Genomic DNA, 21739 nt, shown 5'->3' with positions numbered 1-21739 from the left:
CCGTGGATCACTTACCCATTTTTTGCCAGTTGCGCGATCGCGACTGTCTGCTGGTCGGCGGCGGGGATGTTGCCGAACGCAAGGCGCGGCTGCTGCTCGATGCTGGCGCCAAATTAACGGTTAACGCCCTCGAATTCTCGCCACAGTTTCAGGTGTGGGCGGATGAGCAGATGCTGACGCTGGTAAAAGACCGCTTTAATCCCGAACTGCTCGACTGCTGCTGGCTGGCGATCGCCGCGACGGACGACAACGACGTTAACCAGCAGGTCAGCCAGGCGGCGGAAGTGCGACGTATCTTTTGCAACGTCGTGGATTCGCCGCAGCAGGCCAGCTTTATTATGCCCTCGATTATCGACCGCTCGCCGCTGATGGTCGCCGTCTCCTCCGGCGGGACGTCGCCGGTGCTGGCGCGGCTGCTGCGCGAAAAGCTGGAGTCGGTTCTGCCGCTGCATTTAGGTCAGCTGGCGCACTATGCCGGCCAGCTGCGGGCGCGGGTTAAAAAACAGTTTGCCACGGTGGCCGAGCGTCGACGCTTCTGGGAAAAGCTGTTTATGAACGACCGCCTGGCGCAGTCGTTAGCCAACGAAGACCGGCAGGCCGTAGCCGATACCACCGAGCTGCTGCTGACCGAACCGCTGGATCACCGCGGTGAAGTCGTGCTGGTAGGCGCCGGACCGGGTGATGCCGGCCTGCTGACCCTGAAAGGGCTGCAGCAGATCCAGCAGGCGGACGTCGTGGTTTACGATCGACTGGTCTCAGACGATATTATGAATCTGGTTCGCCGCGACGCCGACCGGGTATTCGTCGGCAAGCGGGCGGGCTACCACTGCGTACCGCAGGATGAGATTAACCAGATCCTGCTGCGAGAAGCGCAGAACGGCCGCCGCGTCGTGCGTCTGAAGGGCGGCGATCCGTTTATTTTCGGCCGCGGTGGCGAAGAGCTCGAAACCCTGTGTAATGCCGGTATTCCCTTCTCGGTGGTTCCGGGGATCACCGCCGCCTCCGGCTGCTCTGCCTATTCCGGTATTCCGCTGACCCACCGCGACTTCGCGCAGGGCGTACGCCTGGTCACCGGGCATCTGAAAACCGGGGCCGAGCTGGACTGGCAAAACCTGGCGGTAGAAAAGCAGACGCTGGTGTTTTATATGGGCTTAAACCAGGCGCCAGCGATCAGAGAGAAGCTTATTGCCCACGGCATGGCGGCAGATATGCCGGCGGCTATTGTTGAAAACGGTACGGCGGTCAGCCAGAAGGTGGTAACCGGCACCCTGGATCAGCTGGACGTGCTGGCACAGCAGATGGCGAGCCCGGCACTGATTATCGTTGGCCGCGTGGTGAGCCTGCGCAACAGGCTCAACTGGTTCTCTAACCACTAAGGTTCATCGCGCCTCTGCCCGCCGCGGGAGGAACGACCGTCTGGCGGACAACGGCAAAAAAGCAAAAGGGCGGGATTAACCCGCCCTTTTTACCGGCTTTGCGCGCGCGATATTTATCGCTGCCGCTTACGGTTTCGCAACAAAACCAATCGCTTCGTATACCGCTTTCAGCGTTTGTGAAGCGCGGGCGCTGGCTTTGTCTGCCCCGTCTCTCATCACCTGATTCAGGAAGGCTTCATCGTTACGGAAGCGGTTATAGCGCTCCTGCAGCTCAACCAGCATGCCGGACACAGCATCGGCCACTTCACCCTTCAGATGCCCGTACATTTTTCCGTCGAAGTGCTGCTCCAGCTCCGCAATGCTCTGACCGGTCACGCCGGCGAGAATATCCAGCAGGTTAGATACGCCAGCTTTGTTCTGCTGGTCGTAGCGCACTACCGGCGGCTCGTCGGAATCCGTAACCGCACGCTTGATCTTTTTGACGACCGATTTCGGGTCTTCCAGCAGGCCGATCACGTTGTTGCGGTTGTCGTCCGACTTGGACATCTTTTTCGTCGGCTCAAGCAGCGACATGACGCGCGCGCCGGATTTCGGAATAAACGGCTCAGGAACCTTGAACACTTCGCCGTAGATTGCGTTGAAGCGCTGCGCGATATCGCGGCTCAGCTCCAGATGCTGCTTCTGATCTTCGCCCACCGGCACCTGGTTGGTCTGATAAAGCAGGATGTCTGCCGCCATCAGCACCGGATAATCAAACAGGCCGGCGTTAATGTTTTCCGAGTAGCGCGCGGACTTGTCCTTGAACTGGGTCATGCGGCTCAGCTCGCCGAAATAGGTGTAGCAGTTCAGCGCCCAGCCCAGCTGCGCATGCTCCGGCACGTGCGACTGAACGAAGATGGTGCTTTTCGCAGGATCGATACCGCATGCCAGGTAAAGCGCCAGCGTATCCAGCGTGGCCTTACGCAGTTTCTCAGGATCCTGACGCGCGGTGATGGCGTGCAAATCCACGATGCAGTAGATGCAGTGAAAATCATCCTGCATGCCCACCCACTGACGCAGCGCACCCATGTAGTTGCCAATGGTCAATTCACCTGAGGGCTGTGCGCCACTAAAAACGATGGGCTTAGTCATTTTTTAATTCCTGAGTTTCACTGTACGGTAACCCGAGAGCGGGTAAGAGTTCGTTAAATTGGTCAAAGATGTAATCCGGCTCGCTGAGTGCGATGGGCTCACCGTAGTTGTAGCCGTAGGTCAGGCCAACTGAGCCAAAGCCGGCCGCTTTCGCCGCCATGATATCGTTACGCGAATCGCCGACAAACAGCAGCTCAGCGGGAGCCAGCCCCAGCTTTTCCGCAACCAGCAGCAGCGGTTCGGGATGCGGCTTCTTGTTCTGTACATCGTCGCCGCCGATAACCACGGTAAAATATTTAGCGATATCCAGCGCGGCCAGCATCGGCGCAACGAACGGCGTCGGCTTGTTGGTGACCAGCGCCAGCGGCAGCCCTTTGGCGTGCAGAGCGCCCAGCGTATCGGCAACCGCCGGGAACAGGAAGCTGCCCTCTTCCGCGGCTTCAGCATAGTAGCGGTCAAACAGCTTGCGCAGCAGCGCCAGCTGCTCGGCCTGCGGGATATCATCGCGATCGGCGGAAGGTTTCCCCCCGGCCGCGCGCAGCGTCGCGCGCTCCTGGCGTGCCCAGGTAAGGGCGCGCTCCATCAGAACGTCCGCGCCGTTGCCAATCCAGGTGACAACGCGATCCTCTCCCGCCATCGGGAGTTCTAAAGCGTAAAGCGCGCTATCAACGGCCGCCGTCAGACCCGGCGCGCTGTCCACCAGCGTACCGTCGAGGTCAAACGCGATACCGCGAATAGCCTGTAACTTATCCATGACAAACCTTCGCTAATTCACTGCGCATTTGATCGATGACTGTTTTATAGTCCGGCTGGTCGAAAATGGCCGAGCCGGCAACGAACATATCCGCCCCTGCGGCCGCAATATCCGCGATATTGCTAACTTTTACGCCGCCGTCGACTTCGAGGCGAATATCGTAGCCGGAGGCATCGATGCGCTGGCGAACTTCACGGAGTTTGTCGAGGGTCTGCGGAATGAAAGACTGGCCGCCGAATCCCGGGTTGACGGACATCAGCAGGATCACATCCAGCTTATCCATCACGTAATCAAGGTAGCTCAGCGGGGTTGCCGGGTTGAATACCAGACCGGCCTTACAGCCGTGCTCTTTGATGAGCTGCAGGCTGCGATCGACGTGCTCTGACGCCTCCGGATGGAAGGTGATGATGCTGGCGCCCGCGGCGGCAAAATCAGGAATGATGCGGTCGACCGGCTTAACCATCAGGTGCACGTCGATAGGCGCGGTGATGCCATAGCCGCGCAGCGCTTTCAGCACCATTGGGCCGATAGTCAGATTCGGCACGTAGTGGTTGTCCATCACGTCAAAGTGCACAACGTCTGCACCTGCAGCCAACGCTTTGGCGGTATCTTCACCCAAACGGGCAAAATCAGCCGACAGAATCGAAGGGGCAATCAAATACTGCTTCATCCGCATCTCCTTGAAAATTATTTAGTCTTCGGCGGACGGTAAAGAGCAAGAAGCTCGTCCACCTTCTTTCGGGTACCACCGTTGCTGCTGATACTGCGCCGAACTTTGACGACGTGCAGTTTAGCCAGACGATACCATTCGCGGGTAAGCGCGGTATCGTGGTTAGAAATCAGAACCGGAACCCGCTGCTCGAACAGATTCTCCGCCAGCTGCGCCAGATGGGCCTGCTGTTCGGAATTAAAGCTGCTCGTATGGTATGCCGTAAAGTTCGCGGTAGCAGACAAAGGCGCGTACGGCGGGTCGCAGTAGACCACAGAAGTCCCGTCGGCTCGCGCCATGCTGTCGGCGTACGACTCGCAGTAGAAGTAGGCATTCTGCGCCTTCTGCGCAAAATGATACAGTTCAGCTTCGGGGAAATAGGGCTTCTTATAGCGACCAAAAGGCACGTTGAACTCACCGCGCAGATTGTAACGACACAGACCGTTGTAGCCATGGCGATTCAGATACAGGAACAGCACCGCACGACGAAGCGGGTCCTGGCTTTGATTGAATTCAGCCCGGAACTGGTAGTATCTCTCCGCCACGTTATTCTCAGGCGTAAACATCTCCTGCGCCGCGGCAACATAATCATCCGTCTGCGATTTGACGATGTTGTAAAGGCTAATCAGATCGCTGTTGATGTCCGCGAGGATATAACGAGAAAAGTCGGTATTAAGAAATACCGACCCGGCGCCCACAAAGGGCTCAATCAGACAGTCGCCCTGCGGCAAATGTTTTTTTATATCGTCAAGCAGGGGGTATTTCCCCCCTGCCCATTTCAGAAAAGCGCGATTCTTTTTCATGCTGCCTAAATAATTACACATTCTCCGGCTGTGGAGAAAGCTCCGACAGCACCCTGCGCTTAAGACTACGCCGCGGCTTATTTCAGGTCAGCCTGGACCTGATGCAGCGGTTTTGCCCACGGGTTTTTCGCCTGCACGTCCGCTGGCAGAGTCGCTACAGCGCGTTTAGCTTCATCTTTCGAAGCGTAAATGCCGCTGACCAGCACATACCAAGGCTGACCGTTACGGGTAGTCTCATAGACGACGTACTTATCCAGCTTCTCTTTCTTCGCCCAGCTACTCAGATTGTTGTAGTTGGAGGAAGAGCTGAGCTGCAGGGTGTAGTTGCCGGACGGAGCGGCTTTCATCGAGCCCACGTCACCGGTCGTTTTGCCGGCAGAAGCGGCCGCTGTCGCCGCCGGAGCAGCGGTCGCTGCAGCAGTAGCGGTTGCAGCAGGCGCGGCGGCCGGAGTCGACTTAGCCTGGGCAGTAGCGGCAGGCTTAGCGGGCTCGACGGCTGGCGTTTTCACCGGTGCCGCAGCGGCGGTGCTTTCAACACGCTTCGGCTGTGCTGGCTTCGACTCAACCGGTGCTTTCGCGGTAGCCATCGGCTTCGGCTCAATAACGGTGTGCTTACGCTCGGTCGGACGCGGTGCGGCGGCGGTCTGCGTCTGGCGCTCGGTGGTTGCCTGACGCGGAGCCGTACCGTTGCGCATCGGGGCGACGGTTGCAGGTTCGGTCGGTAACGTCGAGCTTGCCACGGCGCTGTCAATTTGGCCCTGCTGCTGAGTCAGCGCGTTGTTCAGATCGCCCTGAACCTCGACGCGCTGCTGTCCTTGCGGCTCAGCGGTAGTCTGACCCTGGGTTGGGTTAGACGCAATTGGCGGCAGAGAAACGTCCTGCTGCTGGGCGTTACCCGCAGTCTGGTCCTGCGCGGCAGGCTGAGCGCTATTGTCCTGCGCGTCTGACAGATTGATACTCTTCTCACCTGTCGCCGCTTGTTCGTTCGAGGAAGATGGCGACTTCAGTGCAGAACCGATGCCGACAATCAGCAGCAGCAGCACGAGGATCCCCACCCCCATCATAATGTACTGGCGAGAGGCAGGCTTCGCTGGCGCTTTCTTACGCTTACGCGGACGGCGCTCAACCTGCTGCTCTTCGGCCTCGTCTTCTTCAGACTCCAGGTCTTCTTCATACTCTTCTTCATCGCGCTCACGGCGTGCTTTACTGGCGCGCGTCGGACGGCTCTCGTCCGCATCAAGATCGACATCATCAAAATTGATCTGCGGATCGCTATCGCGCTCGGAAGACTGACGGGAACGACCAGCACGACGATCGTTGCGATCGGCTTTCAAATCGTCTTCTGGTTTGAATTCATCCATTTAACACCCCACTAAAAGGCTTATGCTCACGACTATTGCATATCACCTGAAATGATAACGCCGCGCGGACGCGGCTAGACCTTCTTATTGTTGCGCCTGCTCAGTATCAGCAATCGCGCCAAGAACTACATCGTGCGACACTCCGCCGCGAACTTCGCTTTTCCCTATAGCGAGCGGTAGCACCAACCGCATTTCGCCTGCCAGCACCTTTTTATCACGCATCATGTGGGGCAGATACGCCTGCGCGGTCATCTCCTGCGGCCCACTGACCGGCAGACCCGCACGCTGCAGCAGCGTAATAAGACGCTGCGTATCCTGCGCGCTGAACTGCCCTAATCGTTCGGACGTACGCGCAGCCATGACCATACCGGCAGCGACAGCCTCGCCGTGCAGCCAGTTACCGTAGCCCATTTCGGCCTCGATAGCATGACCAAAAGTATGTCCAAGATTCAGTAAAGCACGTAACCCGGTTTCACGCTCGTCGGCGGCAACAACTTCGGCTTTCAGCTCACAGCAGCGGCGAATACAGTACGCCATTGCTTTTTCATCCAGCGCCATCAGCGCATCGATGTTGTTTTCCAGCCAGTCGAAGAATTCACCGTCAAGGATGACGCCGTACTTAATGACTTCAGCCAGGCCGGAAGACAGTTCGCGCGCCGGCAACGTCTTAAGACAGTTGAGATCGACAACGACAGAAACTGGCTGCCAGAAGGCACCAATCATATTTTTACCGAGAGGATGATTGACGGCAGTTTTACCACCGACCGAAGAATCCACCTGCGACAGCAGGGTGGTTGGAACCTGAATAAAACGCACACCGCGCTGATAGCTAGCCGCAGCAAAGCCGGTTAAATCACCGACCACGCCGCCGCCGAGTGCTACCAGTGTGGTGTCACGGCCGTGCGGTTTTTGCAACAAAGCGGTGAAGACCGTATCCATCACCGTCAGGCTTTTGTACTGCTCGCCGTCGGGTAAAATAACACTGTCTACCTTAACACCCGCCTGCTCCAGCACGGAACGAACGTTATCCAGATAAAGCGGCGCCAGCGTTTCATTGGTGACCAGCATAACCTGGTCGCCTGATTGCAGTGGCTGAAAGGAAGCTGGATCGTTAAACAAACCAGCCGCGATGGTAATCGGGTAACTACGTTCCCCGAGAGTTACAGTAAGCCTCTCCATAACGCGACGTCCACCTCAGTTGCTTTTACTCTGACGCACTTTATTAAGCCAGAATCAATTGCTTTCCAGCATATGAATAATCTGGTTTGCCACCACTTTCGCACTCTGATCGTCAGTACGAATAGTGACGTCAGCAATCTCTTCATACAGCGGGTTGCGCTCGTCTGCCAACGCTTCAAGCACTTCGCGAGGCGGCGCTTCAACCTGTAATAGAGGACGCTTTTTATCGCGCTGCGTACGGGCAAGCTGTTTTTCGATCGTTGTTTCCAGGTAGACCACCACGCCGCGGGCGGAGAGACGGTTACGCGTTTCACGGGATTTTACAGAGCCGCCGCCTGTTGCCAGCACAATTCCCTGTTTTTCCGTCAATTCATTGATGATTTTTTCTTCACGATCGCGGAAGCCGTCTTCGCCTTCAACATCGAAGACCCAGCCAACGTCAGCGCCGGTGCGTTTCTCAATCTCTTGATCGGAATCGTAAAATTCCATGTTGAGCTGTTGGGCTAACTGGCGCCCAATAGTGCTTTTGCCGGCACCCATAGGCCCAACCAGAAAGATATTGCGTTTCTCTGCCATTTTTTCGGTACTACTAAGACTATTCGTTAATGATAAACCCGCTTCGCGAATACCCAGCGCAGCAGGACATGAACTGAAACCTCATATGCAATAGAGCGAGAGTCAGACTAAAAATTATCTCAATACTCCGGCAGGTTTGGCAACTGAATATACGCTTCATTATTCAAACTACCTCACCGTTGGCTGCACTTATTCGCCTCCAGGTGCATAGCTAGCTATGTTTCTGGGGGTGAACTTGCTTACCACCTCAATACGTCTTGAACGATTATGAGAATAAATCACCGGACAAAAAGGGAGGATTGATGCCGAACCCGACTCTCAAATCGGTACCCCTTGTATGCTAAATCCGTCCTCACGTCAAACACCTGAAACGTGTTTAGCAAGAAAAACGCCTAATGCACTGCCAGAATCCGTGGGGTAATGAAGACAACCAGTTCACGTCGCTCATTATCTTTCCCGTCCCGGCGAAACAGCTGGCCCAGCAGAGGAATATCTCCGAGTAGCGGAATACTGTCGCGGGCAGATTTGTTTTTTTGTGAAAAAATCCCTCCCAGCGCCAGGGTTTCACCGCTGTTCACCTCAACCTGGGTTTCAATTTCCTGCTTATCGATCGCCAGCACCTCGCCATTTTCCTGCTGCAGCACCTGACCCGGTGTATTTTCACTGATTCGCAGCTTCAGGCGCACGCGGTTCTGCTGCAGCACCGTTGGCGTCACCTCCATTCCCAACACCGCCTCTTTGAACTCGACCGACGTTGCGCCGTTCTCTCCCCGGGAAACCTGATAGGGTATTTCGCTCCCCTGCTTGATGCTGGCGGGCTGCATATGGGAAGCCAGCAGCCGCGGGCTGGCGATGATGTCGACCTGCTGCTTTTGCTCCAGCGCCGACAGCTCCAGCGCCAGCAGGCGCCCGTTGATGCGTCCGATATTAAAGCCCGTGCGCGTACTGGCATCGCCTACCGCCAGCTGGCTGCCCAGCACAGTGAACTTGCCTGAACCCGGCACGCTGCTGGCCTCAGCCAGGCTCCATTTCACCCCCAGCTCGCGCAGGCTGGTTTCACTCATTGAGACAATATGCGCCGCCAGCTCTACCTGACCGACGGGTAGGTCCATCTCCAGAGCCCAGGCCTTCAGCGCAGCCAGATGCTCAGCGTCATCCCGAATCAGCAGCCGGTTGGTGCGCTTATCGACGGTCAGGCTACCGCGCGGGCTGAGCAGCCTGTCGCCGTCCTTCGCCAGCTCGCCCGCATCGGCATAGCGCAGCACGATGCTATGCCGCTGCAGAGGGAGATTCTGTCTTCGCTTTGCGCGATCGGATTCAAGCTGCGCCTGCTGCGCTTTTTTCCACACCAAAGTATGCACGTACAGAATCGTTCCCTGCTGGCTGAACGTCAGCCCGGCGCTATCGACGACTGACCTCAGGGCCTGCTGCCAGGGAACGTTGTGCAAGTGCAGCGAGAGCGTCCCACTCACGTCTGAAGCAACCACCAGATTCTGCTGCCGCAGCGCCGCCAGCGTTTGTAGTACCTGAACCACCGGTGCCTCATCGACCACCAGAGAGATCGGCGGCTCTTTTTTGGCCGCCGCTGCCGCCAGCGGCAGCAGAAATAACAGGCTTATCCATCGCATCTTTTTTCTCCTCACGCAGCCAGCGCCAGTGCAGAGGATCGCATCCCGGCCCCGTCGCTATTTCGATTTTTTCCGCCGTCAGCAGACTTATCTTCCAGCCGGTCGCGAGGGTGTCGTTTACCCTCACCCGACGCCACTTTCCCGCGCTGTCCTGCAGGATACCGATCCACTGCTGCGGGGAGCCTATCGCCCCGCCATAGCGCCACTGCGTCAGCGCCGCCACCTGACAGCGATCTTCCACCGGCTGGAAGGGGTCACGCGCCTCGCCGGCCAGCGGCAGAGGTATAGACAGCAGCAGCGCCAGGCGCCACACTTTACTCCGCATCTTCGGCCTCCAGCTGCAGGCTCAGCCGCAGCACCCGCTTCTGCGGCTGTAGCGAAAACGCAGCAACCCGCATCCCGCAGTCTGCCAGCCAGGAAAACAGCGCCGGTACCGACGGCCAGCGAAGCTCAAGCACCATCTCCCCGCCTTTTCCTGCGGGCTTCCAGGCAATTAGCGCCGCCCCATCGACCGGCAGATGAAGCGGGGAAAAAACCCGCCTCGCAGGCCCGGCGACCTCCTCCCGGTCAAGGGCTACCCGCAGCGGGAGCAGCTTCAGCCACTGCTGACGCAGACGATCCGAGCGAACGCTTTCCTGCACCGGCGGCGGAGATATCAGCCACAAACCGGCGGCGAGGATGAGCGGCAAGGCGATCGCCAGCGTTAGCCAGCCGCCGCGCAGGGGGAAAAGCGCTGCCTTCCCGCGTTCAATAAGTGCCCGCATAAAGGCTTTCTCCTGCAAGGGAAAAACTAAACAGCCAGCGGCCACCGGTATCACGCCGGGTTTCACCGGTTTTGGCCGGCCGAAATCCATCGACCCTCTTCAGGGCAGTTTCCAGCGCCGATAAGGCGTTAAGGCGTAAGGTCAGGCCGCTGAGAGTCAGGGTGTTTTGCTGATACTCCAGCCGGGTTAGCCAGGCCTGTTCCGGCATCAGCGACGCAATCCTGCGCAGCCGCGGCTGCCAGGCTCGGGTCAGCTCCCGCTGCTGGTGGCGCAAGCGCTGCTTTTCATGCTGCTGGAGCTGCTCCTGCATCAAGCGTTCACGCTGCTGGAGTGCCGCATAAAGCTGATTTTCAGCGGCTAATCTCACCGCTTCGAGCCTGTCGTCAGCCTCGCGCGACGTCCGGGAAATCGACGACGCCAGCAGCAGGCCCAGCAGCAGCCCGCCGGCAGAGAGTAGCCAAAGTCGCAGCCGCTGCCGCCGACGCGCGGCTCGCCAGGGAAGAAGGTTGATAGCCTGCGCCACGCTCAGCGCACTCCCAGCGCGAGGCCCAGCGCCACGGCGAAGCTGTCGCCGCAGACGGGGAGCGGAGGCTGCAGGCGATGTATCACCCTCCACGGGTCAAAGCGGCATTCGTCGGCAGGCCGGGTAGAACAAAGCCCAAGCTGCCGGGCGTTTAATCGTGCAGAGAGCTGAGCGAATGCGGCCACTTCAGCCCGCGGACAGCTGCCCCAGCTATCCGGCAAAGCCCATATCCAGTGCATTTCATCGTGCCACGCAAGGCCTGATATTTCCGGCGGTAGCCAGGGGAAAAAGGCGCTCAGCGCGCTGGCATCGGGGACAATTGCGCTCACCCTGAGCTTTAGCCGGGCGGCAAGCTGACGCAGCGCGTCGATATCGAGTTGCTGAGCGGCGGTCACTCGCCACTCGCTGGCGTCCGAGGATGCGCTATAATCGACGCATAACGAGGATACGGGCATTTCCAGCTGCTGCGCCATGGCGCTGGCCGCCCACATCGCCTGCTCGCTTTCACGCAGAGAGAGCTGGGGAGACGGGACTCTCTTTTGCAGCGTTCGGCTGGCCGGAAACGCGATACTCACCTGATGCTGTAGCGGCAGCTCTCGTCGCCAGCCGCGCAGCCGCTCGGCCAGCGCCATGCCGTCAGCCACCTGTCCATTCCGGACGATGCCGGGTGCTAGCGCGATATGCCACCAGCGACACAGCGCCCAGCGGGAGCGCTCAAACCGCAGCGCCACGATAGCTATCTTATCCTGCTGGATGTGCATCCCTATTCGCCAGTTCCTGAAAGCCATGGTGATATCTCCTTATCCGCCGTTACGGTTGAGCTCTATCAATGCACCAGGCTTGCCTTTATACTACCGCGCGTTTGTTTATAAACTGCCCAAATAAAACTAAATGGGAAATCTCCGGTGAAGTTCGTAAAGTATCTATTCATCCTTGCAGTCTGTTGCGTTCTGCTGGGTGCAGGCTCGATTTTTGGCCTTTATAAATATATTGAGCCACAGCTCCCCGACGTCGCGACCCTGAAGGATGTGCGCCTGCAGATCCCGATGCAGGTCTACAGCGCGGATGGCGAGCTTATTGCGCAATATGGCGAGAAGCGCCGTATTCCCGTAACCCTGCAACAAATGCCGCCTGAGCTGCTCAAAGCGTTTATTGCCACCGAAGACAGCCGTTTTTACGAGCATCATGGCGTCGATCCGGTCGGTATTTTCCGTGCGGCCAGCGTCGCCATGTTCTCTGGCCATGCGTCGCAGGGCGCCAGCACCATCACCCAGCAGCTGGCGCGTAACTTCTTCCTTAGCCCGGAGAAGACGCTGATGCGTAAGATCAAAGAGGCATTCCTCGCGATCCGCATCGAGCAGCTGCTGAGCAAAGATGAAATCCTTGAGCTGTACGTCAATAAAATCTACCTCGGCTATCGCGCCTACGGCGTTGGCGCCGCGGCGCAGGTCTATTTTGGTAAATCGGTCGACCAGCTCAGCCTGAGCGAAATGGCCGTCATCGCCGGTCTGCCGAAGGCGCCCTCGACCTTTAACCCGCTGTACTCGCTGGACCGCGCGACCGCCCGCCGCAACGTGGTGCTGGCGCGTATGCTGAGCGAAGGCTATATCACGCAGCCTCAGTACGACCAGGCGCGCGGGGAAGCGATCGATGCCCGATACCATGCGCCGGAAATCGCCTTCTCCTCGCCGTACCTTAGCGAGATGGTGCGCCAGGAGATGGTTAACCGCTACGGCGAAAAGGCCTATGAAGACGGCTATCGCGTCTACACCACGATCGCCCGTAAAAACCAGCAGTCCGCCCAGTTGGCGGTACGTAATAACGTGCTGGACTACGATATGCGCCACGGCTACCGCGGGCCGTCAGCCGTGCTGTGGAAAGTGGGTGAAACCCCGTGGGACAACAAGAAAATCATCGCGACGTTAAAAAATCAGCCCGGCTCCGGGCCGCTCTCTCCGGCGGTCGTGACGTCAGCTAATCCGCAGCAAGCCGTTGCGCTGCTCGGCGACGGTACCTCGGTAATGCTGAATATGGACGGCATGCGCTGGGCGCGTCGCTTTATCTCCGATACCCAGCAGGGCGCTACGCCGCGCAAAGTGACCGACGTAGTGCAGACGGGACAACAGATCTGGGTCCGCCAGGTGGGCAGCAGCTGGTGGCTGTCGCAGGTACCGGACGTGAACTCGGCGCTGGTCTCCATTAACCCGCAAAATGGCGCCATTATCGCGCTGGTCGGCGGCTTCGACTTTAACCAGAGCAAGTTTAACCGCGCCACTCAGGCCTTGCGTCAGGTGGGATCGAACATTAAGCCGTTCCTCTACACCGCGGCGATGGATAAAGGCTTAACCCTGGCGAGCATGCTCAACGATGTGCCCATTTCCCGCTGGGATGCCGGCGCGGGTTCTGACTGGCAGCCGAAAAACTCCCCGCCGCAGTACGCGGGCCCCATTCGTCTGCGTCAGGGGCTGGGACAGTCGAAAAACGTGGTGATGGTTCGCGCGATGCGCGCGATGGGCGTAGATTACGCAGCGGAATATCTGCAGCGCTTCGGCTTCCCGGCGCAGAACATCGTGCACACCGAATCGCTGGCGCTGGGCTCTGCCTCCTTTACGCCGCTGCAGGTTGCCCGCGGCTACTCGGTGATGGCTAACGGCGGTTTCCTGATTACACCGTTCTTTATCAGCAAGATAGAAAACGATCAGGGCGGCGTCATCTTCGAAGAGCGGCCGAAAGTTGCCTGCCCGCAGTGCAACTCCCCGGTGATTTACGGCGATACGCCGAAGTCCAACGTTCTGGAGAATAAAGACGTCGAAGAGGTCGCGACCTCTGAAGATCCGCAAAACCCGGCAGTGCCGCCGCAGCCGCAGCTTGGGCAGGCGAACCAGGCCCTGGTGGCCCAGAGCGGAGCACCGGAATACGCGCCGCACGTGATTAATACGCCGCTGGCCTTCCTGATCAAAAGCGCGCTGAACAGCAACATCTTCGGCGAACCGGGCTGGATGGGAACCGGCTGGCGCGCCGGCCGCGATCTACAGCGCCACGATATCGGCGGCAAAACGGGGACCACCAACAGCTCGAAAGATGCGTGGTTCTCAGGCTATGGCCCAGGCGTCGTGACGTCAGTATGGATTGGCTTTGACGACCACCGACGCGATCTGGGCCGTACAACCGCTTCCGGTGCCATTAAAGAGCAGATCTCCGGTTACGAAGGCGGGGCAAAAAGCGCCCAGCCGGCCTGGGATGACTTTATGAAGAGAGTGCTTGAAGGCGTGCCGGAAGAGCCGCTAACGCCGCCATCTGGCATCGTCACGGTGAATATCGATCGCAGCACTGGCCAGCTGGCCAGCGGCGGCAATAGTCGTGCAGAGTACTTTATTGACGGCACGCAGCCCACCCGGCAGGCGGTTCATGAAGTGGGGACGACCCTCACCGACGGTGGGGGAGAGACTCACGAGCTGTTCTGACAAAAAAAGCGCCTGCGGGCGCTTTTTCTTTTTCATCCATTCGTACGGGCGATGCCCAGAATCGCCTCGAGGCGCGCTTCGGACTACAGCCGACCCTGAGCCTGCAGCCATTCGCGCAGCAGGAACAGCGCGCTGACGTTTCGCGCTTCGTTAAAATCTTCTTCGTCCAGCAGGGTCATTAGCTCGGAAAGCGGCCAGCGCACCTGCGGTAAAGGTTCCGGCTCATCGCCCGGCAGCGACTCAGGATAGAGATCTTCGGCAACCAGGATATTCATTTTGCTGGAAAAGTAGGACGGCGCCATGCTCAGCTTTTTCAGGAACGTCAGCTTCTGAGCGCCGAAGCCAACCTCTTCTTTCAGCTCGCGGTTGGCCGCTTCCAGCACGCTTTCACCCGGATCGATCAGCCCTTTCGAGAAACCTAACTCGTAGGACTCCGTTCCTACCGCATATTCGCGAATCAGAATAATATGGTCATCGACAATCGGCACAATCATCACGGCTTCACGCGTAGAAGGCCGCATGCGTTCATAAACGCGGCGCACGCCGTTGCTGAACTCCAGATCCACGCTTTCAACGTTAAAAAGACGCGAACGCGCTACCGTTTCAACATTGAGAATGGTGGGTTTTTGTAATGATTTGCTCATCGTCATCGGTCTATGCTGTGATTACAGAGGTCATTGTGCGATATGGAGCACGCTTTCGGCAATTCAATTCGCCACTAATTTACATAGTTGCAACGTACCAGCGCTCAATGAGAGAATCATAAAGATAAAAAAGTCAATAGGTTGAAATGTATTTGAGAATTTACCGATTCATGCATTTTAACGTTTTTGATAAGCTTGTATGCTGCTGTAACGCACAATAAATTTTCCCTTACTTACACAATATTTGCCGGTAGCAAAATGCAGGCTCACGCGACGAGCCTCTCCCGTCGGGCGTAAGTAGTGTCGCCGGCAGTCTGAGCGGATAGCGCGCAGAAACCGAAGCGTACCCAGCGTACCCGAGGATTTCGCGCTCTTCCCAGGCCCATAATCGCAGGTAACATAATCCTGAAGGATGGCTTTTGAGTGTTAATGGCAGCCAACGATACCGCTAAGAAAAGAATAACTATGATGGGATGGGCATGGGCACCTTTCTGATTTTCTTCACGGCACTGCTGCTCTGCGCACTGCTGATCGGGTGGTGGTATCGCGCGCATGCCAGACGTCGTCGCCTCCCTTTACTGCACGCCTTCAGCGATGCCGCTACGCGCAAGCTCTCCGCCGAGGAGCGCCGGGCGGTAGAAAAGTACCTCGAAGGGCTCAGCCAGGCGCAGAAAATACCGGCCACCGGCGCCAGCGTTGCGCCGGTCTCTCTGACGCTGAACGCGCAGAGCGAGACCGTTATTACGGTAACCCGGGCCATCACCCGCTATGGCATCACCACTGACGATCCGAACAAATGGCGCTACTTCCTTGATTCGGTGGAGGTTCACCTGCCGCCGTTTTGGGAGCAGCACATCAACGACGAAAATAGCGTTGACCTGATCCCAACCGACAGCCTGCCGCTGGTTATTGCCCTCAACGGCCACGCGCTCAGCGACTACCCGCAGGAGGCCCGCGGCTACGCGCTTGAAAGGGCGTCGGCTACCCAGGCCTCCATCCGCGGTGAAGAGAGTGAGCAGGTCGAGCTGCTGAATATTCGCCAGGAGACCGCCGAAGAGCATGCGCTTAGCCGCCCCGACAGTCTGCGCGAGGCGGTACTGATCGTGGCCGCGTTCCTGCTGTTTTACTTCAGCCTGATCAGCCCCTACGTTTTCACGCCCTGGCTGCTCGGCGGCGGGCTCCTGCTGCTGCTCGCTGGCCTGTGGGGAATGTATGCTCCGCCGCGTAAAAACGCCCTGCGGGAGATCCACTGCCTGCGCGGAATGCCAAAACGCTGGGGTCTGTTTGGTGAAAACGATCAGGAGCACATCAACAATATCTCCCTGGGGATCATCGACCTTATCTATCCCCGCCACTGGCAGCCCTGGATTGCCCAGGATCTCGGCCAGCAAACGGATGTCGATATCTACCTCAGCCGTCACGTCGCGCGCCAGGGACGCTTCCTGTCGCTACACGATGAGGTCAGGCACTTCCCGCTCCAGTACTGGCTACGCAGCGCCATTATCGCTGCCGGCGCCCTGCTGGTGGTGGTGATGCTGTGGGCCAGCGTACCGCTGAATATGCCGTTTAAATTCACCCTTTCGTGGCTCAAAGGCGCGCAGACCATCGAAGCGACGACCGTCGCTCAGTTAGAGAAGTCGCAGGTCCGCATCGGCGATACCCTGCGGCTGAAGGGCACCGGCATGTGCAATATCCACACTCCGGATACCTGGACGGCAAAAAAAGAGAACTCGCCGTTTATGCCGTTTGACTGCTCGCAAATCGTCTGGAACGATGCGCCTCCCCTGCCGCTGCCGGAGTCCGACATCGTCGGCAAAGCCACCGCGCTGATGCAGTCCGTCCAGCGCCAGCTGCATCCTGACCCGGACGACGACTCACGCGTTAGCCCGGCGCTGCGCTCGGCCATTCAGAAATCGGGAATGGTGCTGCTGGATGATTTTGGCGATATCGTTATCAAAACCAATAGCCTGTGCTCGGCGCAAGATGACTGCACGCGCCTGAAGAATGCGCTGGTCAACCTTGGCAATACGCGCAGCTGGGATGCCCTGACTAAGCGCGCCAGCTCGGGCAAACTGGACGGCGTCAACGTGCTGTTACGCCCGGTCAGCGCCGAGTCGCTGGAAAACCTGGTGACTACCTCCACGGCGCCGTTCGTGATCCGCGAAACGTCGCGCGCGGCGCAGGCGCTGAACAGCCCGGCTCCCGGCGGTTTTTTGATCGCCAGCGATGAGGGCAGCGATCTGGTCAATCAGCCGTGGCCAACCGTCAGCCTGTATGATTACCCTGCCCACGAGCAGTGGGGCGAGCTGCAGCGTCTGGCCGCAATGCTGATGCACACGCCTTTCCACGCCGAGGGCATCGTCACCAATCTCTATACCGATGCTAACGGCACGCAGCATATCAATCTGCACCGCATTCCCGATCGCTCAGGGCTATGGCGCTATCTCGGCACGACGCTGCTGCTGCTGGCGATGCTCGGCTGCATGTCCTGGCACGGCGTGCTGGCGATCCGCCGCTACCAGCGCCATCGCCAGCGGATGGAAGAAATTGAGAAGTATTATGAAAGCTGCCTGAACCCGGTACTCATCTCCTCGCCGGAACATCACGAGTAATCCTTTGCGCGACAGGGTGTGTTAACCTGTCGCGCATTTCCCCTCGCTGGAGACTCACCATGCACTTTGATATCGCCTGGCAGGAGGTTGATACCGTTCTGCTGGATATGGATGGCACCCTGCTCGACCTCGCCTTCGACAACTATTTCTGGCAAAAGCTGGTTCCGGAAACCTGGGGAGCCGCCCGCGGCCTTAACCTGCAGGAGGCCAGAGAAGCGATGCACCAGGAGTATCACGCGGTGCAGCATACGCTAAACTGGTACTGTCTTGACTACTGGAGCGAGCGCCTGAATTTGGATATTCGTGCGATGACCAGCGAGCAGGGGCCGAAGGCCGCCCTACGTGAAGATACCGTGCCGTTCCTTGACGCTCTCAAAGCCAGCGGCAAGCGGCGTATCCTGCTGACCAACGCCCATCCGCACAACCTGGCGGTCAAGCTCAAGCATACCGGTCTTGATGCACACCTTGATTTATTGCTTTCCACCCACACATTTGGTTATCCGAAAGAGGATCAGCGCCTGTGGCGTGCGGTGGCTGAGGAAACCGGCTTTGATGCGCGCAAAACGCTGTTTGTTGATGACAACGAGGCGATCCTCGATGCGGCAGCGCAGTACGGCATTCGCTACTGTCTTGGGGTGACCAATCCTGATTCCGGGCTGGCGGAAAAGCACTACGCCCGCCATCCAGGCATGAATGATTACCGGCGCCTGATCCCCTCGCTGACGCAATAAGGAGAGGCCATGAAAGAGAAGCCCGTCGTCGCCATCAGGCTGGACAAATGGCTTTGGGCGGCCCGCATCTATAAAACCCGTGCGCTGGCGCGCGAGATGATTGAAGGCGGCAAGGTGCACTATAACGGACAGCGCAGCAAGCCTGGAAAAATCGTCGAGCTGGACGCTACCCTGACGCTACGCCAGGGTAACGACGAACGCACCGTCGTCGTAAAAGGCATTACTGAACAACGCCGGCCCGCCAGCGAAACCGTCGCGCTGTACGAAGAGACGGTAGAGAGCATCGAGAAACGCGAAAAAATGGCGCTGGCGCGCAAAATGAACGCGCTAACCATGCCGCATCCCGACAGACGTCCGGACAAGAAAGAGCGCCGCGACCTGATGAGATTTAAACACGGCGAGAGTGAATAACGGCCTGAACTCCAGACACCGCTGTTGCCAGCAAGAGAGACTATTATGACTCAACACGATCAATTACATCGTTACCTGTTTGAAAACTATGCCGTGCGCGGCGAGCTGGTAACCGTTTCAGAAACGCTGGAACAAATTCTGGCTAACCATAGCTACCCGCAGCCGGTCAAAACCGTGCTGGCAGAGCTGCTGGTTGCCACCAGTCTGCTGACCGCAACGCTGAAGTTTGCCGGCGATATTACCGTGCAGCTGCAGGGTGACGGCCCCCTCTCTCTGGCGGTGATTAACGGCACTAACCAGCAGCAGCTGCGCGGCGTCGCGCGCGTCCAGGGCGAGATCCCGGAAGATGCCGATCTGAAAACGCTGGTGGGTAACGGTTATCTGGTCATTACCATCTCTCCGGATGAGGGCGAGCGCTATCAGGGCGTCGTCGGTCTGGAAGGTGAAACCCTGGCCGCCTGCCTGGAAGATTACTTCCAACGCTCGGAGCAGCTGCCGACCCGCCTGATCATCCGCACCGGTGAACATGACGGAAAACCAATGGCTGGCGGCATGCTGCTGCAGGTGATGCCGGCGCAGGACGCTCAGGCCGCTGATTTCGAGCACCTGGCGACCCTGACGGAGACCATTAAGGCCGAGGAGCTTTTCACCCTGCCGGCTAACGATGTCCTGTGGCGCCTGTATCATGAAGAAGAGGTCACGGTTTACGATCCGCAGAACGTGGAGTTCAAATGTACCTGCTCCCGCGAACGCTGCGCGGGCGCGCTGAAGACCCTGCCGGATGAAGAAATTGATAGCATCCTGGCCGACGAGGGTGAAATTGACATGCACTGCGATTACTGCGGCAATCACTATCTCTTCAACGCCATGGATATTGCTGAAATCCGCAATAACGCTTCCCCGGCCGATCCTCAGGTTCACTAATCGTCCTCTCCGCCAGGCGCTTCGCCGGGGGTTTTCTCCCCCGCTGCTCCTGGCGTCAATTTTTTTACGCGCGAGATGAATCGATTCCCACTGAAAGGGTTACGTAATTTTCTTTCAGGAAAGCGATTACATTCACAATTCGGCAGTTTTTTTAATTACTTTTTAACCATTAAGAAACATCTATCCCCACCAATAGCCAATTCCCTGAGATAATCCACCCGTTTCGTGACAGGAGTCACCGTGTTTTCCGTCAGCAAGGCGTTTGTCGAGATACGTAAATCTATGAGCCTGGTCGCGGTCTATACCCCTCAATAACCCCTACAATTTAAAGCAGTATATATTGGCTAAGGAGCAGTGACATGCGCGTTAATAATGGTTTAACCCCGCAGGATCTCAAGGCTTATGGTATCAACGACGTCCAGGATATCGTCCACAATCCCGACTACGACACATTGTTTAAGGAGGAGCTCGACCCCAATCTGGAAGGGTATGAGCGTGGCGTATTAACCAATCTTGGTGCTATCGCTGTCGATACCGGTATTTTCACCGGCCGTTCGCCGAAAGATAAATATATCGTTCGTGACGATACGACCCGTGACACCGTCTGGTGGTCTGATAAGGGTAAGGGCAAGAATGACAACAAGCCGCTCTCACAGGAGACCTGGCAGCACCTGAAGGGACTGGTTACCCATCAACTCTCCGGCAAGCGTCTGTTTATCGTTGACGCCTTCTGCGGCGCCAATGCCGACACCCGCCTGAGCGTACGCTTTATTACCGAGGTGGCCTGGCAGGCGCACTTCGTCAAAAATATGTTTATCCGCCCGACGGATGAAGAGCTGGCGGTATTTGAGCCGGATTTCATCGTGATGAACGGCGCGAAATGCACCAACCCGCTGTGGCAGGAGCAGGGGCTGAACTCGGAGAACTTCGTCGCCTTCAACCTGACCGAGCGTATCCAGCTGATTGGCGGGACATGGTACGGCGGCGAAATGAAAAAAGGGATGTTCTCGATCATGAACTACCTGCTGCCGCTGCAGGGCATCGCGTCAATGCACTGCTCGGCTAACGTCGGTGAGAAAGGCGATGTCGCCGTCTTCTTCGGCCTCTCCGGCACCGGTAAAACCACCCTTTCCACCGATCCAAAGCGTCGCCTGATTGGCGATGACGAACACGGCTGGGATGACGACGGGGTGTTTAACTTCGAAGGCGGCTGCTACGCGAAGACCATTAAGCTTTCCGAAGCCGCCGAGCCTGATATCTATCACGCCATTCGCCGCGACGCGCTGCTGGAAAACGTCGTCGTGCGCCCGGACGGCACCATTGATTTTGATGACGGCTCAAAGACCGAGAACACCCGCGTCTCCTACCCGATCAATCACATCGAGAATATTGTTAAGCCGGTCTCTAAAGCGGGCCATGCCACCAAGGTTATCTTCCTGACGGCTGATGCCTTTGGCGTACTTCCGCCGGTATCGCGCCTGACCGCCGATCAGACGCAGTACCACTTCCTCTCCGGCTTTACCGCCAAGCTCGCGGGCACCGAGCGCGGCGTGACGGAACCGACGCCGACCTTCTCCGCCTGCTTCGGTGCCGCCTTCCTGTCGCTGCACCCGACGCAGTACGCGGAGGTGCTGGTCAAGCGCATGCAGGCATCCGGCGCGCAGGCTTACCTGGTGAACACCGGCTGGAACGGCACCGGCAAGCGTATTTCGATTAAAGATACCCGCGCGATCATCGATGCGATCCTTAACGGCTCGCTGGATGACGCGGAAACCTTTACGCTGCCGATGTTCGACCTGCAGATCCCAACCGAGCTGCCGGGAGTGGATACTCATATTCTCGATCCGCGCAACACCTACGGTTCGCCGGAGCAGTGGCAGGAAAAGGCCGAACAGTTGGCGAAGCTGTTTGTGGAAAACTTCGAGAAGTATACCGATACGCCGGCGGGCGCGGCGCTGGTTGCCGCAGGACCGAAGCGCTAAGCGTGAACGCGCGTTAAGAAAAAGCCGGGCTTTGCCCGGCTCAGACTGCTGACTAACCCCACTTTTTTAGGTGGGGTTCTTCTTTTCTAGCGACCGCAGGTCGCGATCGCTATATTTTTCCATGACCTCGCCATTTGAACATTCAGCTCGCTCAAGGCGGTTTTCGG

20 protein-coding genes are annotated in these 21739 nt (G+C 58.0%); 7 read left to right on the top strand and 13 right to left on the bottom strand.

The genetic code is table 11. The features are described 5' to 3' along the window. Positions 1 to 2 precede the first annotated feature (2 nt). Positions 3 to 1376: a siroheme synthase CysG gene (cysG, locus tag GVK32_RS25290; protein WP_159873330.1), complete on the top strand. Its 1374-nt coding sequence runs from the start codon at positions 3 to 5 to the stop codon at positions 1374 to 1376. A 126-nt stretch (positions 1377 to 1502) separates the two neighbouring features. On the opposite strand, the gene trpS is transcribed toward cysG, so the two are convergent. From trpS to GVK32_RS25230, 12 genes are all read right to left on the bottom strand, one after another. Further along, complete coding sequence (gene trpS / locus GVK32_RS25285; RefSeq protein WP_159873328.1) at positions 1503 to 2507, bottom strand: tryptophan--tRNA ligase; 1005 nt, start codon at positions 2505 to 2507, stop codon at positions 1503 to 1505. Next, a complete protein-coding gene (gene gph, locus GVK32_RS25280) occupies positions 2500 to 3261 on the bottom strand; it encodes a phosphoglycolate phosphatase (RefSeq protein ID WP_045854045.1) in 762 nt (253 codons plus the stop codon). Before gph ends, trpS begins: the two co-directional genes overlap by 8 nt. Continuing rightward, positions 3254 to 3931, bottom strand: a complete 678-nt coding sequence (gene rpe, locus GVK32_RS25275; protein WP_159873326.1) for a ribulose-phosphate 3-epimerase — start codon at positions 3929 to 3931, stop codon at positions 3254 to 3256. The genes gph and rpe overlap by 8 nt, the downstream gene beginning before the upstream one ends. A 17-nt stretch (positions 3932 to 3948) precedes the next feature. Beyond that, a complete protein-coding gene (gene dam, locus GVK32_RS25270; RefSeq protein WP_041143000.1) occupies positions 3949 to 4773 on the bottom strand; it encodes an adenine-specific DNA-methyltransferase in 825 nt (274 codons plus the stop codon). A gap of 77 nt (positions 4774 to 4850) precedes the next feature. Next, on the bottom strand, positions 4851 to 6134 hold the full coding sequence (gene damX / locus GVK32_RS25265) for a cell division protein DamX (protein ID WP_159873324.1): 1284 nt from the start codon (positions 6132 to 6134) through the stop codon (positions 4851 to 4853). Positions 6135 to 6218: 84 nt separating this feature from the next. Next, positions 6219 to 7313 carry a 3-dehydroquinate synthase gene (gene aroB, locus GVK32_RS25260; protein WP_041143002.1) on the bottom strand — a complete coding sequence of 365 codons (1095 nt, stop codon included), beginning with the start codon at positions 7311 to 7313 and terminating at the stop codon, positions 6219 to 6221. Between the two features lie 54 nt (positions 7314 to 7367). Further along, positions 7368 to 7889, bottom strand: coding sequence for a shikimate kinase AroK (gene aroK / locus GVK32_RS25255; RefSeq protein WP_004868452.1), 522 nt, complete (start codon positions 7887 to 7889; stop codon positions 7368 to 7370). A gap of 392 nt (positions 7890 to 8281) precedes the next feature. Next, a complete protein-coding gene (hofQ, locus tag GVK32_RS25250) occupies positions 8282 to 9517 on the bottom strand; it encodes a DNA uptake porin HofQ (protein WP_159873322.1) in 1236 nt (411 codons plus the stop codon). Then, a complete protein-coding gene (locus GVK32_RS25245) occupies positions 9432 to 9842 on the bottom strand; it encodes a HofP DNA utilization family protein (protein WP_159873320.1) in 411 nt (136 codons plus the stop codon). Before GVK32_RS25245 ends, hofQ begins: the two co-directional genes overlap by 86 nt. Then, positions 9832 to 10281, bottom strand: a complete 450-nt coding sequence (locus GVK32_RS25240; protein ID WP_159873318.1) for a hypothetical protein — start codon at positions 10279 to 10281, stop codon at positions 9832 to 9834. Before GVK32_RS25240 ends, GVK32_RS25245 begins: the two co-directional genes overlap by 11 nt. After that, a complete protein-coding gene (locus GVK32_RS25235; RefSeq protein WP_159873316.1) occupies positions 10265 to 10804 on the bottom strand; it encodes a PilN domain-containing protein in 540 nt (179 codons plus the stop codon). Before GVK32_RS25235 ends, GVK32_RS25240 begins: the two co-directional genes overlap by 17 nt. Before the next feature lie 2 nt (positions 10805 to 10806). Further along, a complete protein-coding gene (locus GVK32_RS25230) occupies positions 10807 to 11592 on the bottom strand; it encodes a pilus assembly protein (RefSeq protein WP_159873314.1) in 786 nt (261 codons plus the stop codon). 117 nt (positions 11593 to 11709) lie between these two features. Between GVK32_RS25230 and mrcA the strand changes: the two genes are divergently transcribed. Beyond that, a complete protein-coding gene (gene mrcA / locus GVK32_RS25225; RefSeq protein WP_159873312.1) occupies positions 11710 to 14268 on the top strand; it encodes a peptidoglycan glycosyltransferase/peptidoglycan DD-transpeptidase MrcA in 2559 nt (852 codons plus the stop codon). An 83-nt stretch (positions 14269 to 14351) separates the two neighbouring features. Here the strand turns inward: mrcA and nudE are convergent, their stop codons facing one another. After that, the gene (gene nudE / locus GVK32_RS25220; RefSeq protein WP_041147478.1) at positions 14352 to 14912 is read right to left on the bottom strand and encodes an ADP compounds hydrolase NudE; all 561 of its coding nucleotides are present in this window, start codon (positions 14910 to 14912) and stop codon (positions 14352 to 14354) included. A gap of 479 nt (positions 14913 to 15391) precedes the next feature. Here nudE and GVK32_RS25215 point away from each other — a divergent pair, with 479 nt between their 5' ends. The 5 genes from GVK32_RS25215 to pckA all read left to right on the top strand — a co-directional run bounded on the left by GVK32_RS25215 (position 15392) and on the right by pckA (position 21572). Continuing rightward, on the top strand, positions 15392 to 17524 hold the full coding sequence (locus GVK32_RS25215) for an intracellular growth attenuator family protein (protein WP_159873310.1): 2133 nt from the start codon (positions 15392 to 15394) through the stop codon (positions 17522 to 17524). Between the two features lie 59 nt (positions 17525 to 17583). Continuing rightward, on the top strand, positions 17584 to 18255 hold the full coding sequence (gene yrfG / locus GVK32_RS25210; protein WP_123709734.1) for a GMP/IMP nucleotidase: 672 nt from the start codon (positions 17584 to 17586) through the stop codon (positions 18253 to 18255). Positions 18256 to 18264: 9 nt separating this feature from the next. After that, complete coding sequence (gene hslR / locus GVK32_RS25205) at positions 18265 to 18666, top strand: ribosome-associated heat shock protein Hsp15 (protein WP_159873308.1); 402 nt, start codon at positions 18265 to 18267, stop codon at positions 18664 to 18666. A gap of 45 nt (positions 18667 to 18711) precedes the next feature. Continuing rightward, positions 18712 to 19590: an Hsp33 family molecular chaperone HslO gene (gene hslO, locus GVK32_RS25200; protein WP_123709732.1), complete on the top strand. Its 879-nt coding sequence runs from the start codon at positions 18712 to 18714 to the stop codon at positions 19588 to 19590. A 359-nt stretch (positions 19591 to 19949) separates the two neighbouring features. Further along, positions 19950 to 21572 (top strand): phosphoenolpyruvate carboxykinase (ATP), encoded by a 1623-nt coding sequence (pckA, locus tag GVK32_RS25195; RefSeq protein WP_159873306.1) that lies wholly within the window; start codon positions 19950 to 19952, stop codon positions 21570 to 21572. Positions 21573 to 21739 lie beyond the last annotated feature (167 nt).

This window comes from Klebsiella sp. 18074 (genome assembly GCF_902705905.1).
Taxonomy (GTDB): Bacteria; Pseudomonadota; Gammaproteobacteria; order Enterobacterales; family Enterobacteriaceae; genus Klebsiella; species Klebsiella terrigena.
The sequence above is the reverse complement of the archived record's forward strand: the minus strand, read 5'-3'. Positions and strand labels throughout refer to the sequence as shown.

Excerpts from the sequence above, each read along its gene's own strand:
- GVK32_RS25240 (WP_159873318.1), bottom strand. The coding sequence starts at position 10,281 with ATGCGGGCACTTATTGAACGCGGGAAGGCAGCGCTTTTCCCCCTGCGC.
- trpS (WP_159873328.1), bottom strand. The coding sequence starts at position 2,507 with ATGACTAAGCCCATCGTTTTTAGTGGCGCACAGCCCTCAGGTGAATTG.
- yrfG (WP_123709734.1), top strand. The coding sequence starts at position 17,584 with ATGCACTTTGATATCGCCTGGCAGGAGGTTGATACCGTTCTGCTGGAT.
- aroB (WP_041143002.1), bottom strand. The coding sequence starts at position 7,313 with ATGGAGAGGCTTACTGTAACTCTCGGGGAACGTAGTTACCCGATTACC.
- GVK32_RS25230 (WP_159873314.1), bottom strand. The coding sequence starts at position 11,592 with ATGGCTTTCAGGAACTGGCGAATAGGGATGCACATCCAGCAGGATAAG.
- hslO (WP_123709732.1), top strand. The coding sequence starts at position 18,712 with ATGACTCAACACGATCAATTACATCGTTACCTGTTTGAAAACTATGCC.
- aroK (WP_004868452.1), bottom strand. The coding sequence starts at position 7,889 with ATGGCAGAGAAACGCAATATCTTTCTGGTTGGGCCTATGGGTGCCGGC.
- GVK32_RS25245 (WP_159873320.1), bottom strand. The coding sequence starts at position 9,842 with ATGCGGAGTAAAGTGTGGCGCCTGGCGCTGCTGCTGTCTATACCTCTG.
- hofQ (WP_159873322.1), bottom strand. The coding sequence starts at position 9,517 with ATGCGATGGATAAGCCTGTTATTTCTGCTGCCGCTGGCGGCAGCGGCG.
- GVK32_RS25215 (WP_159873310.1), top strand. The coding sequence starts at position 15,392 with ATGGGCACCTTTCTGATTTTCTTCACGGCACTGCTGCTCTGCGCACTG.
- nudE (WP_041147478.1), bottom strand. The coding sequence starts at position 14,912 with ATGAGCAAATCATTACAAAAACCCACCATTCTCAATGTTGAAACGGTA.
- rpe (WP_159873326.1), bottom strand. The coding sequence starts at position 3,931 with ATGAAGCAGTATTTGATTGCCCCTTCGATTCTGTCGGCTGATTTTGCC.
- damX (WP_159873324.1), bottom strand. The coding sequence starts at position 6,134 with ATGGATGAATTCAAACCAGAAGACGATTTGAAAGCCGATCGCAACGAT.
- hslR (WP_159873308.1), top strand. The coding sequence starts at position 18,265 with ATGAAAGAGAAGCCCGTCGTCGCCATCAGGCTGGACAAATGGCTTTGG.
- dam (WP_041143000.1), bottom strand. The coding sequence starts at position 4,773 with ATGAAAAAGAATCGCGCTTTTCTGAAATGGGCAGGGGGGAAATACCCC.
- pckA (WP_159873306.1), top strand. The coding sequence starts at position 19,950 with ATGCGCGTTAATAATGGTTTAACCCCGCAGGATCTCAAGGCTTATGGT.
- gph (WP_045854045.1), bottom strand. The coding sequence starts at position 3,261 with ATGGATAAGTTACAGGCTATTCGCGGTATCGCGTTTGACCTCGACGGT.